This window comes from Eisenbergiella porci (assembly GCF_009696275.1).
GTDB classification, from domain to species: Bacteria; Bacillota; Clostridia; order Lachnospirales; family Lachnospiraceae; genus Eisenbergiella; species Eisenbergiella porci.
On sequence record NZ_VUMI01000009.1, the window covers coordinates 42,051 to 56,629 of the forward strand.

Sequence of the window (14,579 nt, forward strand, 5' to 3'; positions counted from 1 at the left end):
CCTTTCTTCGTGTCTGAAAATGGCGGGATGTACAGGGATGCAGCCGATTTTTTTCCTGCAGAGTTATTTTATATTATTATCAGAAGGGATAATAGTTTATGATTTATGTCAGTACATGATTTCGGAAAGACGGCGCATACTAATTTTGTTAAAATGAAGCGGCTGCCCGGCAGAAACTGTTAAAGCGCCGGGCAGTTACAGAATCAGTATGCCGGATGCAATGTGGCATAAGTGTCCGGGGGAAGCAGGGGAAAGTGAAAGAGATATCATTTGATGCCGTTTATTATGAACCTGAGAGTCTGAATTATGAGCTGGGGAGGCAGTTGGAGGAGAAATTTGCGGGGGTGCTCTGGATACCGATTGAGAGCCATAATTCTATAAAGGAGATGCAGGAGAAGCCGAATTCGGAATTTGGGCGTATGAAAAGAAATCTGATCGTGGGAATCAGAAAGACACATAAATATACGGAAAATCATAAGGTTTCGGATTATCTGGTCTATGTGCATCGGGCAATTAATGGGGATGCTTTTCCCAAGGCGCCGGATTTGTATCAGCAGGAGCTGATGATTGGTCGGGGCAGGGGGAGGTATTGTTACCGTCCTGAGGCCAGGGCTGAGGCGGAAGAGTTTCTCCGGAGGGAAATCAGAAGGGTTCTGGGGGATACGCCGATTCTTTATATCAGCTGAATCGGGGCAGCTTAAGCCTGTGAATTGCCATAGCTATCAGGAAAGATTTATCATTTATGGTGCGCAGGGGCTGTTGCGTTATAACGGAAAGAGGAATATAATAGGATTAGATAAATCATACTGAAAAGGTAGGGATTATCTGATCCTATCCTTTTGCAGTCCTGTATGGTGGTGAATGACAAAAAGATTGTGAAATTCTAGGTAATTGCGAAACGAGTTCACAATCTTGATTCCGATAAGGATAAAACCCGGCAAGGCCGGGTTTGTGGGAGGCTGATGCAGAGAACAGGTTTTTATGGCAACAGAATAAGGCAGCTGTACCGAAATGAAGGAATAGAATAGCTGCCATTAAGCAATCAGAGGTTTCAAACTTCGGATGTATTGATGGTTATGGGAGTCCAGGCAGTGCTATCATACCAAGCTCAGGGCATTCCGTTATATTTTCGTACCGGTGGGGGAAAACGTTTCGCTGGTTACGGTGGAAGCGCTGTATAAATATGTAGACTTTCCGAAAAGAAGCAGCTTTTCCTGCAGTGACGGACTGGTGAACAGGATTTGGGAGGTGTCGGATACCACGTTCCGGCTGGCCAGCGGCATTTTTTTCCTTGACGGGGTGAAAAGGGAACGCTGGATCTGGTCGGGAGATGCGTATCAGAGCTATTTTATTAACCAGTATCTGTTTTTTTGACAAGGATATCTGCAAACGGATGATTCTGGCGCTGCGGGGAAATGATCCGGTGACGGAGCATATCAATACGATTGTGGATTATTCCATGTACTGGATTATCAGCCTGGAAAATTATTATAATATGTCGGGGGATCTGGATTTTATCCGCATGGTATATCCCAAGATGGAATCCCTTCTGCGTTACTGTATGGAGCAGACGGATGAGCAGGGCTTTATATATGGAAGGGAGGGCGACTGGATCTATATTGACTGGGCGGAGCTGGACAAGGAAGGGACCCTTTGTGCGGAGCAGCTGCTGCTGGCCAGAAGTTATGAGGCTGTGGCTTCCGTGCGCAGGCTGCTGGGGTTGGATGCGGAGGAGTTCATCGGCCGGAAGGAGGCTCTTCTTAATAATATCAGACAGTTTTTCTGGGATAAGGAAAAGGGCGTATTTATTGACAGCTATCAGTCAGGGCGCAGGAATGTAACGCGTCATGCCAATATTTTTGCCGTGCTGTTCGGCTATGCGGATGAGACGGAAACGGAAAGCATTCTTCACAGGTTCTTCTGAATGAGGAGGTTGCTGCGATCACTACGCCGTATTTCAAGTTCTACGAGCTGGAGGCGCTGGCAAAGCTGGGACGCTTTGACGTGGTGATGGATACGCTAAAAAGCTATTTGGGAGGGATGCTGGAGCGGGGCGCGGATACCTTCTGGGAGGAATACAAGCCGGAACGCCGGAGGAAGAGCAGTACGGCATGTACGGGGATAAATACGGCAAGAGCCTGTGCCATGCCTGGGGGGACGAGCCCCATCTATCTGCTGGGCAGGTACTGCATGGGCGTCAGGCCCACAGGGACGGCCTATGAAACCTTTGCGGTGGAACCGCAGCTGGGGCTGTTTGACAGTTTTTCCTGCAGCTTCCCTGTGAATGAAGGGACGGTGTGGATGGACTGGAAGGACGGCGTGCTGGATGTGTATACGGATAAGGACGGCGGCGTGCTGAAGGCGGCCGGGAAGGAGTATACGCTGGAACGGGGAAAGCATGTTGTGGTGAAAGGGCGGTAGGGGATGCTATTTCATAAACTAAGCATTTATACCTGTTTTATCTTAATTTTGTAATAGTTAATAAATATGTGGTATACTAAAGGCAGTAAGATAGTAAGCAAGATAATAAGCAAGTTAAACCCGGAGGAAAGTAATCACCGGGCATAACAAAAGGGGATGTCGGGAAATTGCGATTTTTAGTCCCCTATAACAAAATAAGCATATCACGCAGAATACCGGGAGATTAAGCCGGAGGTTTCTGCTGGATATGCTTGTTTTTTCCCCTTTTGATGGACTATATTTGGACGCAATCCCCCCCGTTTCCCCGTTTTTTCGTTTCCTTCGATCATGCGTCTGATCTTTTCCATACCTTCTATTATGAACATGTGTGCATTCCCGAGCTCATACTTCAGGCTATATCAGTTTTCTCGCAGAAGTGTATTGTACTTTGTGTAAAGGGCATCTATGGGTATCCAGCAGGCAAGACGGTAGTTAATGCTTCCGCGCCATACAAAGGTATAACGGTTTGCGTTGGCTTCTATTTTTGTGCCGCCGATAAAAACTCTTTAATCGAAATAAGTCATTCTTTCTTCAGCCGACCGAGAAACTGGTATTTGAGATCACCCAGAATTTCACCGGCCAGTAATCCGGAAAATCTAATTCCTCCATTACTTTTTTATCATCAAAAAAAATATATATCAAAATGACCATTCGAAAAAGGAAAATAGCTTAATATATTATCATAATTAATATAAAAATTTTCTTGACTTCTTAAAAAATATAAATATGACTAAAAAAAATAAAATAAATAATAAAATAAGATAAAAATGAACAAGTGATCTTAAAATTGGACATGGAATAAAAACGGATAAAAAGGTACTATAAAAGAACAGAAATAACAGAAATCTATATAGAAAGGAAGCGAAAAATTTTGGATTCTAAAGATATTATAGTTGAAATACAGCAAGAACTGCAGCAGTCGGAACAGGATCGGAAGATTATCTGTTTTTCCCGGGAGGAGCTGCTCCGCTATTTACCTGCTATTCTCACATCACCACCAGAAATTTGCAGAGTTTCCTTTGAATTGGCGCAGGAAAAACTGCGTTTTGACGGATTTCATTTGTTATGCAGCGAGAGCAGAATTAGTATACGGGCGGGGCAGGCACGCGGGATTCTTCATGGTGTTTATGAACTGCTCAGACAGCTTGGCTGCGATTTTATGTTTCCCGGCAGGCATCGCCAGCGTCTTGCTCATAGAGATAAGTTACTTTCCGGAATCGATATAAAAAAGGAGCCGTGGATAGAATACCGTGGATTTTGTTTTTATAATACAACACAACGGACGCTTTCAGAAACATTGGATGTAGTGGACTGGATGGCCAAAAATGGTTATAATTTTCTGCTTACCTCGATCCATCGCCCGGATGATACTTTTATAGGGGAACATGCTATCTTGTGGGATGAGATAGGAGATATCCTTTTACCGGAGCTTCAGAAAAGGGGGATAGTAATCGATATGAGTGAACACGCAACAGATTACTTTTTCTCCCGCAAGGAGTTGTTTGTACGGCATCCGGAATGGTTTGCACTAAAGAACGGGCACAGACAGCCCCTTCAAATCTGTTATTCTAATGAAGAAGCAGTGGAAGCCTATGGTGACAGTCTGGCCAGGTTTTCCGCGGATAAACCGTGGTTTACATTTATGGGAAGCTGGCCTCTGGATGGTGGGGATTATTGTGAATGTGATGCATGCCGGGATCCGTTGAGAATCTATCGTGCGAATATGAGGATTGCTGAGAAGATAAAACAGGTACGTCCTGATTTGACACTGGAGCATCTGGCATATACGCCGCAGAGTTTCGTCTGTCCGGAGGAGGAATTACCTGAAAATATGAGCGTACTGGTATGCAGTGTGCGCAATCAGACGGCCTATGATTGGGCCTGTACTGCCAAAAAAGGGGGCGGGGCATTCTATTTTGAATATGGTACGGGAGATCATTACCGCCAATGTTCCTGCTTGACGCTGAATCCATACCATTGCAGGGAAATTGTTAACACAATGGCATCTTATGGCTATCGGGGGATTGTGTCACTCTATCTTCCGGTTACAAGTTGGTGGCAGGCCAGCATTAATTACTGGTATCTGCGCAGATTTTATTATGATCCGACAGCAGATGTGGAAAGTCTGACGCAGGAGCTTGCGGAACTATTGTTTGGGCCGGAGAAAAAAAAGAGATGGCGGATCTGGTTATGCAGATATACCAGAAGCTGCAAGACAGGGATATATGGAGCGGCATGGAGCAGGGGCATGATGGATTTTACAGACATATTAGAAACCGGAATGTCGATTTGGATGAACTGCATATCAGACAGTTTGAAGATGCATGGGAATCCATAAACCAGAGACTGGAAAAGGAAAAACTTTCGGCAGATTTCTGTTATAGGAAGCAGTTTGATTTGCTTCAGGAGTATTTGAAAATTATACGTCTTTATTATAGACATATTGATACCTTTAATGCAGAGCTGGATACGCAGGATAAGGCAGAGGCCTACTTTAAAGAGCTGGCTAAATGTGAAGAAGCGGAAGATAACCCTTTTATATCAGAGAAATATGCGCGATGGCGGATTACGGGGAGGGATAATATTCTGATGGATAACCAGGATAATTTATATCAAGCCCTGGAAAAATGTGAAGTATAAATTTACGGGGCGAAGGAGAAAAAGAATGAAGAAAACAACTATGAGGGGGATTTGCATGAGCCTGGTAGCGGGAATGCTGGCAGTATCTATGCCGGTAATACATGCGTAGGAGAACAGGACGGTAGAGGTTGACTGGAATAAAACTTATCAGGTGATTGGGCTCTATAAAAGACTTGCCGCTTGCAAGGGAGAAAGGGAAGCATCTGTGGCTTTCGGAGCTGTGTGACAAGAAGGGTTCCTATCATGTGGAAATCGACGATGCAGTGGGCTGGGGAAAAATAATCCATCAGTTTATGACTGTGCCACAGGCAAATGCTTTCTTATACTGGTGTGGTGCACATGAAACAAACAGCAACCAGACAATGATCCGTATAGATTCCCCGACCAGTTATACGGTACCCAAACGATTGTATGCCCTTGGACATTTCAGTAAACTTGTCAGGCCCGGATGGATTAGAATAGATGAATAAGATGAAGTATACAGCGGTTTAAGGATTTCTGCCTATAAGGATCCAGAAACGGATAAGTTTGCCATTGTGATTATAAATGATGACAGAACAAATAACCGGGTTGTAGATTTTAATTTACAGAATTTCAGCGCTTCCCATGTGGTACCTTATGTAACCGATGCGGACTCCGATATGGAACAGCGGGAAAGGATTCCTGTTACTAACGGCAGATTCACGCTGTCGGTTGACGCAGAATCCATGATTACTTTGATGGGGACGGCAGGAACAGAAGAAATTGTCCCCTCAGAAACGGAAACAAGTACCGTACAGGATGTAAGTGAAACAGAAATGACCGAGACAGAAATCAATGAAACGGAATCGGTTTCAAGCGAGACAGAATCGGAGGAAGAGCAGCTAACAGTAATGGAAAGCGAATCAGACGAAAGGTAGCCAGCAGTTATTGAAACAGAAACAGTCAAAACACAACCGAAAGAAAGCGAAACGGAAACGTTATCAGAACAGGAGGATGCATCAGAATCAGAAGAATGAAAGGATCATGTATGAACACGATAAGCGAGACAGACAGGAGACGGATGAAAATGGAAAAAAAGAAGAAGAGGAATATACTGAAAAATGACCAGTTCCAGATACAGAGTATGATATGGCCGGGGCTGATTCTCTGTTTCATTTTTTCCTATATCCCAATGTACGGCATTACCATAGCGTTTAAGGATTACAATATTCTCTCAACCGTTACCGGTGCACAGTGGGTGGGATTCAAGTATTTCGGGGAATTCTTTAATGATCCCGCTCTATGGAATGTGTTGCGCAATACCATTATGCTGAACGGGCTTGCACTTGTTTTCTCATTCCCTGCGCCAATTATATTGGCATTATTCCTGAATGAGTTGAAGAACGTGCAGTTTAAAAAGACTGTACAGACGATTTCCTACCTGCCGCATTTCCTATCTTGGGTTATTTTCGGAGGTATTGTTATAGAAATGCTGATGCCTGGCGGTGTTATAAGTACCACACTTTATAAACTGGGGCTGATTGCAGAACCGGTCAATTTTATGGCAAAGGGTGAGTACTTTTACGGAATTTATACGGTTATAAACATAATTAAAACGGTTGGTTTTGGTTCCATCCTGTATGTCGCAGCGATTACCGGAATTGACCAGGAATTGTATGAGGCGGCGATTGTGGACGGCTGCGGAAGATTTCAGAAGATGTGGTATATTACCATTCCCTGCATTACCGGGACTATTGTTATCATGCTTATTTTTCAGATAAGTTCCATCCTTAACACCGGATACGAGCAGATAATTCTTTTGCAGAATTCACTGAATCTGGCCTATAGTGAAACGTTGGATACCTATGTGTATAAAATCGGTATTGCACAGTCCCGATATTCCTATGCTGCAGCGGTAGGCCTGCTCAAATCAGTCATGTCCGTCGCATTGATGCTTCTCGCCAACAGTACATCCAAAAAGCTCCTTGACCGGGGCCTATTCTGAGGAGGAACATCAAATGAAAAAAATACATATAAAAAAATCCAAACTCAGAAAGAATACAGCCTTTGACCGGATAAATTATGCAGTGATGACGGTAGTGGCGTTTGTCATGCTGTATCCACTCTGGTATTGTATTGTAGGCAGTCTTAACGAAGGGATGGATTATTTACGTGGCGGTGTTTTTTTGTGGCCCCGGAAGTGGACATTGACAAATTACAAGGCAGTTTTTTTGGATAAGTCCATTTTATCTGCTTTTAAAGTAACGATTGCAAAAAGCTTTATTGCAACAATAACGGGTGTACTATGTACAGCCATGGTGGCGTATGCCATCACCCGCCCCGATTTGAAGCTGAAAAAAATATATATTCCCTTCATTATGCTCACCATGTTTTTCAGCGGAGGATTGATTCCGTATTTTATTCTGATTATGGATATCGGATTATATGACAGTTTTTGGGTATATATTATTCCCCCCATGTTCAGCGCTTACAATATGATCATAATACAATCCTTCATGCGGGATCTTCCGGGGGAACTGATCGAATCTGCAAAAATAGACGGTGCCAGTGAATACCGGATTTTTTTCCAGATAGTGATTCCGTTATCAAAACCGGTGTTAGCCACAATTGCATTATTTACTATTGTGAATAACTGGAACGCTTATTTTGATGCTATGATGTATACAACCTCACAGGATCTGCAGACTATCCAGCTTTTTCTCAAAAAAATCATCACGGATCCATCGGTGGCCAAGGGAGTAGGGGCGGCTGCCTCCATATCCATTCCGGATCGGGCATCGACTATTACACCGCAGGTGGTGAAACTTGCAACCATGGTAGTGACCGCGCTGCCGATGGTGTGTGTCTATCCGTTCCTGCAGCGGTATTTTGTTACGGGCGTAACCATGGGGGCCGTTAAAGGATAATGACGGGATCATGGTATGTATATAAAAAAGGAGGAGAAATAATGAGAAGAAAGAAATTAGCGGCATGGGTACTGGTTCTTGCAATGGTGTCGGCAACGATTACCGGCTGTGGATCTTCGCCTGCCAACGGATCCGCGCAGGCTTCAGAACCGGCAGAGGAAAGGAGCGAAAGCATGACGGAAAGTACGGAGGTTGCCGGTTCCGCGGAGGAAAGCCCTAGTTGGAAGCAGGACACTTCCGACTGTACGGTTACCTGGTTTTTGGCCTATGACTGGTATGGTAAAAAGTTTGATGAAGTAAATAATGCTTTCGACAGGAAGCTGTATGAAGAAACAGGTATCAAAATTGAAATTCAGACAGGCGATACAGATAAGCTGAACATGCTGATCCAAACAGGCAAGCTTCCCGATGTTATAACACTGGATGCCAATTCCACTCAGCGTAAGCTGCTTGAGGACAATGGGCTGGTGCAGCCTCTGGAGACGCTGCGGGAACAATACGCGCCTGATCTTGTCATACCCCAATCCATGATAGACTGGTATACAAATAAGGACGGACACTGGTACTCTATTGCCAGTTATTACTATGGAGATGATAATATCGCGGACAATAAAGGGTATTATGAAACCCATAATCAAAACTATGTACGGGATGATATTTTAAAACAGATCGGGATGGACTATGACGATCTGCGTACGAAGGAAGGCTTTTTGAATGCACTGCGTGCAGTTAAGGAACAGAATATAGAGTATAACGGGCAGAAGGTGGTTCCATATATGGTGCTCTTTGCCGATAAAGCCGCCGAACAGGTCGCACAGCAGCTTGGGGCAAGTGAGGAGGATGCGGAAGGAAATTACCAGTCCATCTACACCACGCCGGAGTTCAGGGAAGCCATGCTGCTTTTTAATCAGATGTATCGGGAAGGACTGCTGACCGATGTAAGCTTTACGGTGGATAAAAGCCAGCTGGAGCAGGAAGTGGCTGCCGGGCATGTGTTCGCATCCACTGCGAAAACAAATGTATCTGCGGCAAGAGAGAGTCTGTATGCTACCGATAACGATGCAAAAATCCTGTATGCAGGGCAGTTTACAGGAGATACCAATACGCAGATCATGGTTCCTGCTAATAATAATATGGGCTGGACTGCAACGTTGATTAATAAGGATGCGGAAAATGCAGACAGAATCATCCGCTTATTTGCCTATCTTAATACACCGGAAGCGGTACTGGATAATGAATGGGGAGTCGGTGGATGGACATTGAGCGAGGACTGGCTGGTAGTACGGGAGCCCGAGATTATGGCATTAAAGGCTTCCAATCCGACTGAGTTTGCAGCAAAATATGCCGGAGATATGGGATGGACATCGGATTACACGATTATACAGGGAACCTATCCGGCTGACGGAGGGGTCTGGACAGATGATGTTTATCAACAGACGCATGATAACAGAATAGTCATATATGATGATAAATGCTTTGCAAACGTAGCTCCCGTAGGCGGAAGTGATGAGGCGGCGATTCAGGCGCGTATTAAGGAATACCGTACACAGGCTCTGGGAAAAATCATTACGGCTTCCACCCCTGAACAATGTGAAGCGGAACTGGATGCGGCTTTGGTTGAAATGGAAAACCTGGGACTTGGTAAACTTGTTGCTTATCAGAACGAGTTATTTCAAAAAAATAAGGAGAAGCTTGGGCTTGCATTTGCATTCCCGGGGAATCAATAAACAGTGCCGGAAGTTATGTGAACCATAAGAAAAGGAGAACGGTTGAGTAGCCGTAATCCGGATAAAAGGAGGAATACGCTCTGTTAAACTAAGAACGTATTCCTCCTTTTAGGAAATGGGGAATGCGGCATAAGAATAGTATGGATTGTTAATGCAGGGCCGGCCGCCGTTCGATGTGGAAACGGAAAGAAGTAATTCCGCCTTCACAGCTTACCCGTATAAAATGTTTATCATCATAAAAAAGCTTTAATCGGGAGTTTATGTTATTCAGACCGATTCGTTCTCCGTCGGTTTCTAATTTGACAGGAGCGCTTTCAAAGCGGTAATTCAATTCCGATACCCGTTGCGGGGAAAGCGGTTCCCCGTTGTTTTCTATAAGAAAACAAATATCGTCGCCCTGTTTCAGAGCCGATATAGTAATGGATAATGGATTGGCATCTCCTCTGTATTTAAAACTGTTTTCAATAAAAGGCTCTAAAAGAAACCGGATGCAGCGTTCTTCCAGCAACTCATCGGGGATTTGAAAATCCACTTGAAACGGAATGCTGCGGATGCTCTGGAGTGCCAGATAATCTCTGACCATCTTTATTTCGCCGTTCAGCGTGGCCATCAGTTCCTTGGAATTGATATTATAGCGAAGCATCCTGCAGAAGGCGGAAACAGCGGCGCTCTCCTTATATAACCCGGCAAGCTCCATGCGGGAGGAAAATATCTCCATCGTATTATACAGGAAGTGTGGGTTTATCTGATGCTGCAGCGCCAGAAGCTCCGCCTGCTTTGCAGCAGTTTCTTCCTGAATTTTCTGATCCAGCAGCGTCCGGATCTGTGTAAGAAGATAATTAATCCTCACAGCCAGAACGGAGAGCTCATCCTTTCTGCCGGCTACGGCATCCATACCGGCTACGGAAGACTCAAAATTATGCTCTACCGCATATTCCATTCTGTCAAGACAATAATGGATATCCTGGATTACACGGCGGTTATAGGCAAAGAAACCAGACATCATGACGATAAAAAGCAACGGAAGAAGCAGCATCAGTGCTATGGAAATGCCGGTGAGCTGGGTGCTGTCCGAAAGAGTAATAGTGTGAAAGGGAGTATTATCAATATCATATTTTGAATAGATTATATGACCGCTGTTCCCTGACCGGGGGCCTTCGACGATCTCACTAAGCCTTTCGGAATCAAGATAGGAAGAGGAATAATTAAATATATGATAGCCGGATTGCATGGCAGGTTCGAAAATTCCCTCCGACAGAGAATCCTTGACGAAAAAAACCTGTTCCGGGACAAGTGCTTCGATAACCCCGATTAAACGCGTCCCAACCTGAATTTTGTGAAAATAGTGATACGTATCTTTGCTGCCAATCCTCTGGATGGAGGGGAGCTCCTCATCGAAGCTGCCCGAAAGCCAGATATCTTCCTGATTCACCGATTGATAAAAATTATTGAAAAAAGCAGTACGGTCAATATAGGAGATGGGGTAAAAAATACCGAAACCCATCGGTATCGTGGTATTTTCAAGGTAAATGCGCAGTTTAATATCGGAGACACCGTTCGTAACCTTCACAAAATCCCGGATCGTTGTCCTGTAATAAAGAAGATCAGGTGTTGTTTCATATTGCTTATCCAGAAAGTCAAGTAAATTCTGATTCTGTATAACGGTTTTGCACATATTTTCAGCCAGCTTCATTTGCTGGAGTACAGCGCTGACCGTCTGGTTTTCCAGGATTTCATTTTGGGATAAATTGTATTGCACCTGCAGCCGGTTTGCCCTTAACAGCAAAAAGATCAGGATGAGCATGAAAGGAAGCAGGATAAAGCCCAGGAATGCGGACGAAAATTTGATAAAAAGTCTGTTTTGGTTCATATTGCCACCTCTGGTTTTCATGGTTTGCGGATCGGCGGTTTTCAGCTCTGGGCGGTTTTAGCCCATATTGAGAGCTGAAGGGGGATATGTTATACTAAAAGAACCAGCCCTTGCTGAAATCCTGCAAATGAAGCAGCCAGGTCTGAACTGTTATTTTTTGAAATGGAGAGCTCCCTATGAGAATTCTTATTGTAGATGATGATATATTGATTTGTAAAAATGTAAAATCCAAGCTTTTAAGGATTGCGGGTAGGGAAAAATTTGAGTGTACAATGGCGCACAGTGTTGTGGATGCTAAAATAGCGATCAGGGAGTGTGAGCCGGATGTTTTAATAACGGATCTTAATATGCCGGGAATATCCGGGTTGTCCCTCATTTCTTACGTAAAGAAAAATTATGAAGGTATCCGCATATATGTGCTCAGCGGATATGATGATTATGATTTGGTCAGGCGTGCTTTTTTAAACGGTGCCAGGGACTATCTCCTCAAGCCTGTGGATATACAGGAACTGCAGGAAAAGATACTGCCGGTTAAAGACAGTCCAGGGAACGGAACAAAGAGCATTTCGGGAAACACCCTGCAGTTTGATACGGTACTATCTTATATTGAAGAGCATTTGAGCACAAACCTTACCATGGAGGAGGCCGCTGCAAGTATTGCAATGAGTTATCATTATTTCAGCAGACGGTTCCGGGAGTATACCGGATATACGTTTCCGGAGTATATCAACCGCCGCAGGATCGAGAGAGCTAAAAGTTATCTTTGTGATCCCAGTGTTAAAATATCGGATATTGCATATAAAGTCGGATATGATTCTGCATCTACTTTCTCCAAAGCATTTTCCAAATATGAAGGATGTTCACCAGCCGATTTCAGGAATAAACAGAAAATATCCATGGATTAAGTATACCTCAGTCTATAGACAGCCTCACTGATTCCGATTACCTTCCGGCACAAAATTTTGTTACTTCATTCAGCTCGGCAGAAAGCTCCTCCTGTTTCAGCAGCTGCATCAGGTAATTCAGCCAGACGGCGCTGGGATAGTGGATACTGTACTTGTCATCATATTCCTGAAAGGTGCGGATACCTTCCGCCTGGCACCTTTCGGTATATCTGGCAAAAGCCCTGCGCAGATAATAGAGCTGGCGTTTGCTCATTTGCTCCGGTGTTTCACGCTGGGTAATAAATCCCTGCCGGTGCTTCAGGGCGAGGTAGACTAGCTTATCTGTTTCTATACTTTTCTGGTCGTAAAAATCACTTAGGTAGATATGGCCCTCAACCCGGCAATCGGGATCTTCAGGATAATCCTTCAGCCATTTTTTCCTGTCCGCCGCCATGATAAAATCTTCTTTGTTGTCATCAGTTTTATTCATACAGCATTTTTTATATTTCTTTCCGCTTCCGCAGGGGCAGGGATCGTTGGGATATATTTTTCCGATTTTTACCTGCGGCTGCGCAGAGAAAGTCATATCATGCAGCAGTTTTTCGAAATCCTCCTTAATGTCTTTAAGAGACCGTGTGTCAGAATGCTGGTCAAACATAGCCCATGTCCTCAGGGTGTCAGCAGCACTGCTGATTCTTTTACAGCCGTTGCTGTCGCTGCGGTAAGGACTGTAATCGAATATGGAATCCACACAGTATGCATAATCACCGTAATAAGATTCATCCACACGATCGTTATCATAAAGATATTTAACGTCCGGAAGCATGGAAAACAGGCGGCAGTCACAGACAGCAGCGGAAACCATGGTATCGAAGGTGTCATCCTCAATCACCGGTGCATAAATCAGCTTTTTGAATAAATCCGTCAGTTCCTGCTGCTGCATTTTCCCATCATAGTATAGCTGGATACAGACTTTGAGCGCCGCATTTTTTGCAAAGCTGTCGGACTGCGTTTCTACAATATAAGATTCCAGCAAATCAATATCGCCGTTATACAGACTATAAAGGCAATCGTCCAGTCCTTCCGTAATTGCACCGCCAAGTAAAGAATCCAAGGTATCCCTGGGTACGGAGATCAGTTCTATCACTGCAGGAAAGGCTTCTTTATAGCCAAACTGCGCAAGAAGAAAAAGCGCGTAAAAATGCAGCTGATAATTTTCATCCAGCCGTTCCTGCTCCGTTATGGCTTTCTTTATGCCTTCCATTAAGTAAGGGATGGCTTCCTGCTGGTTTTCTGACAATACGCGGAACGGCTCTTCAGGAAACTCGCTGGTAAAATAAGTGATTTTTTCTATTGCTGTCTGCACAGACATCGTGTTTTTCATGTGGTAGCTCCTTGTATTTTGCTGATAATTAAGTCTGACCGGCTTTCTGCAGGACCGGTATTGGGGATGCAGTTTCCGTTGATGGCACTCGTTGGCCCGGCCTTATGCAAGCCTGCTGGTTCCCGCTGTATCAGGAGAGAACCGCCGCCAGCATAAACTAAAGGATGCCATCCTCCACCTCATCCTTGATATCACTGTAATTATGTATCTCATGGCGGTAGCCGGAATAGCCCCTCGTGGTAACCTCATGCCCGGTTTCACACATCCAGCCCATGAGGGCACCGGTAAATTACGGATTGGAATCGGTCCCCAGGCCGTTGTCCATGGCTATTTTGAGAAGCAGGGCGGTTTCCGCCGCGCCGCGGAAGCTTCCGGTGGCGCCGCAGATGGTGACGCCCGCCAGCTCATCGCCGTATTTTGCTGCGTAATCCCTGGCGATAAAGGAGCCCATGCTGTGCCCGAAAAGGAAATAGGGAAGATTCGGGTATTTCTCAGCATCTACACCTCCTGCTTCTTAATTTTATGTCTCAACACATAACTGTCCGGTGTTTTCACAGTTACCTCTGTTTTCATTGTAAGTTACTAAAATGTATGTGTCAATTATTATATTATTGTAATTATCCGGTTCCTGTAACAGTAACGCAACTGGTTTTTGTCAGGGTATCCGGCATCGGAGGTTTTGACGAAATAAGCCGCACATTTTTAGACATGTCCGGAATACCCATA

At 44.5% G+C, this 14,579-nt stretch carries 15 protein-coding genes and 1 pseudogene; 12 read left to right on the forward strand and 4 right to left on the reverse strand.

Annotation, left to right across the window (positions count from 1 at the left end; translation table 11 throughout):
- The first annotated feature begins 263 nt into the window (after positions 1-263).
- The 4 genes from FYJ45_RS07470 (at position 264) to FYJ45_RS07485 (ending at position 2,421) form a co-directional block, all read left to right on the forward strand.
- Entirely contained in the window at positions 264-686 is a 423-nt protein-coding gene (locus FYJ45_RS07470; RefSeq protein WP_276891265.1) for a spore photoproduct lyase family protein, read from the forward strand.
- Between the two features lie 478 nt (positions 687-1,164).
- Positions 1,165-1,374: an alpha-L-rhamnosidase-related protein gene (locus FYJ45_RS31395; protein WP_154464098.1), complete on the forward strand. Its 210-nt coding sequence runs from the start codon at positions 1,165-1,167 to the stop codon at positions 1,372-1,374.
- Positions 1,331-1,924, forward strand: coding sequence for an alpha-L-rhamnosidase-related protein (locus tag FYJ45_RS07480; protein WP_154464099.1), 594 nt, complete (start codon positions 1,331-1,333; stop codon positions 1,922-1,924). Before FYJ45_RS31395 ends, FYJ45_RS07480 begins: the two co-directional genes overlap by 44 nt.
- An 86-nt stretch (positions 1,925-2,010) precedes the next feature.
- Positions 2,011-2,421, forward strand: a complete 411-nt coding sequence (locus FYJ45_RS07485; RefSeq protein WP_154464100.1) for a hypothetical protein — start codon at positions 2,011-2,013, stop codon at positions 2,419-2,421.
- A gap of 308 nt (positions 2,422-2,729) precedes the next feature.
- Here the strand turns inward: FYJ45_RS07485 and FYJ45_RS33400 are convergent.
- A pseudogene (locus tag FYJ45_RS33400) lies at positions 2,730-3,043 on the reverse strand (IS1182 family transposase); the annotation flags it as partial.
- A gap of 288 nt (positions 3,044-3,331) precedes the next feature.
- Between FYJ45_RS33400 and FYJ45_RS07490 the strand changes: the two are divergent.
- The 7 genes from FYJ45_RS07490 to FYJ45_RS07520 all read left to right on the forward strand — a co-directional run bounded on the left by FYJ45_RS07490 (position 3,332) and on the right by FYJ45_RS07520 (position 9,715).
- A complete protein-coding gene (locus tag FYJ45_RS07490; RefSeq protein WP_154464101.1) occupies positions 3,332-4,798 on the forward strand; it encodes a DUF4838 domain-containing protein in 1,467 nt (488 codons plus the stop codon).
- Positions 4,750-5,100 (forward strand): hypothetical protein, encoded by a 351-nt coding sequence (locus tag FYJ45_RS07495; protein WP_154464102.1) that lies wholly within the window; start codon positions 4,750-4,752, stop codon positions 5,098-5,100. The genes FYJ45_RS07490 and FYJ45_RS07495 overlap by 49 nt, the downstream gene beginning before the upstream one ends.
- Before the next feature lie 155 nt (positions 5,101-5,255).
- Positions 5,256-5,570: a glycoside hydrolase gene (locus tag FYJ45_RS07500; RefSeq protein WP_154464103.1), complete on the forward strand. Its 315-nt coding sequence runs from the start codon at positions 5,256-5,258 to the stop codon at positions 5,568-5,570.
- Between the two features lie 66 nt (positions 5,571-5,636).
- A complete protein-coding gene (locus tag FYJ45_RS07505) occupies positions 5,637-5,999 on the forward strand; it encodes a hypothetical protein (RefSeq protein ID WP_154464104.1) in 363 nt (120 codons plus the stop codon).
- Positions 6,000-6,148: 149 nt separating this feature from the next.
- Positions 6,149-7,066 carry an ABC transporter permease gene (locus FYJ45_RS07510; protein ID WP_235930697.1) on the forward strand — a complete coding sequence of 306 codons (918 nt, stop codon included), beginning with the start codon at positions 6,149-6,151 and terminating at the stop codon, positions 7,064-7,066.
- Positions 7,067-7,079: 13 nt separating this feature from the next.
- Entirely contained in the window at positions 7,080-7,988 is a 909-nt protein-coding gene (locus FYJ45_RS07515) for a carbohydrate ABC transporter permease (protein WP_154464106.1), read from the forward strand.
- Between the two features lie 41 nt (positions 7,989-8,029).
- The gene (locus tag FYJ45_RS07520; protein WP_195841720.1) at positions 8,030-9,715 is read left to right on the forward strand and encodes a type 2 periplasmic-binding domain-containing protein; all 1,686 of its coding nucleotides are present in this window, start codon (positions 8,030-8,032) and stop codon (positions 9,713-9,715) included.
- A gap of 148 nt (positions 9,716-9,863) precedes the next feature.
- Here the strand turns inward: FYJ45_RS07520 and FYJ45_RS07525 are convergent, their stop codons facing one another.
- A complete protein-coding gene (locus FYJ45_RS07525; RefSeq protein ID WP_195841721.1) occupies positions 9,864-11,585 on the reverse strand; it encodes a sensor histidine kinase in 1,722 nt (573 codons plus the stop codon).
- Between the two features lie 176 nt (positions 11,586-11,761).
- Between FYJ45_RS07525 and FYJ45_RS07530 the strand changes: the two genes are divergently transcribed.
- Complete coding sequence (locus tag FYJ45_RS07530) at positions 11,762-12,490, forward strand: response regulator transcription factor (protein WP_154464109.1); 729 nt, start codon at positions 11,762-11,764, stop codon at positions 12,488-12,490.
- Between the two features lie 37 nt (positions 12,491-12,527).
- Here the strand turns inward: FYJ45_RS07530 and FYJ45_RS29505 are convergent, their stop codons facing one another.
- Together FYJ45_RS29505 and FYJ45_RS31720 are read right to left on the reverse strand one after the other, a co-directional pair.
- Complete coding sequence (locus tag FYJ45_RS29505) at positions 12,528-13,853, reverse strand: DUF1186 domain-containing protein (RefSeq protein WP_195841722.1); 1,326 nt, start codon at positions 13,851-13,853, stop codon at positions 12,528-12,530.
- A 289-nt stretch (positions 13,854-14,142) separates the two neighbouring features.
- Positions 14,143-14,304, reverse strand: coding sequence for a hypothetical protein (locus FYJ45_RS31720; protein WP_408609490.1), 162 nt, complete (start codon positions 14,302-14,304; stop codon positions 14,143-14,145).
- Positions 14,305-14,579: the final 275 nt, after the last annotated feature.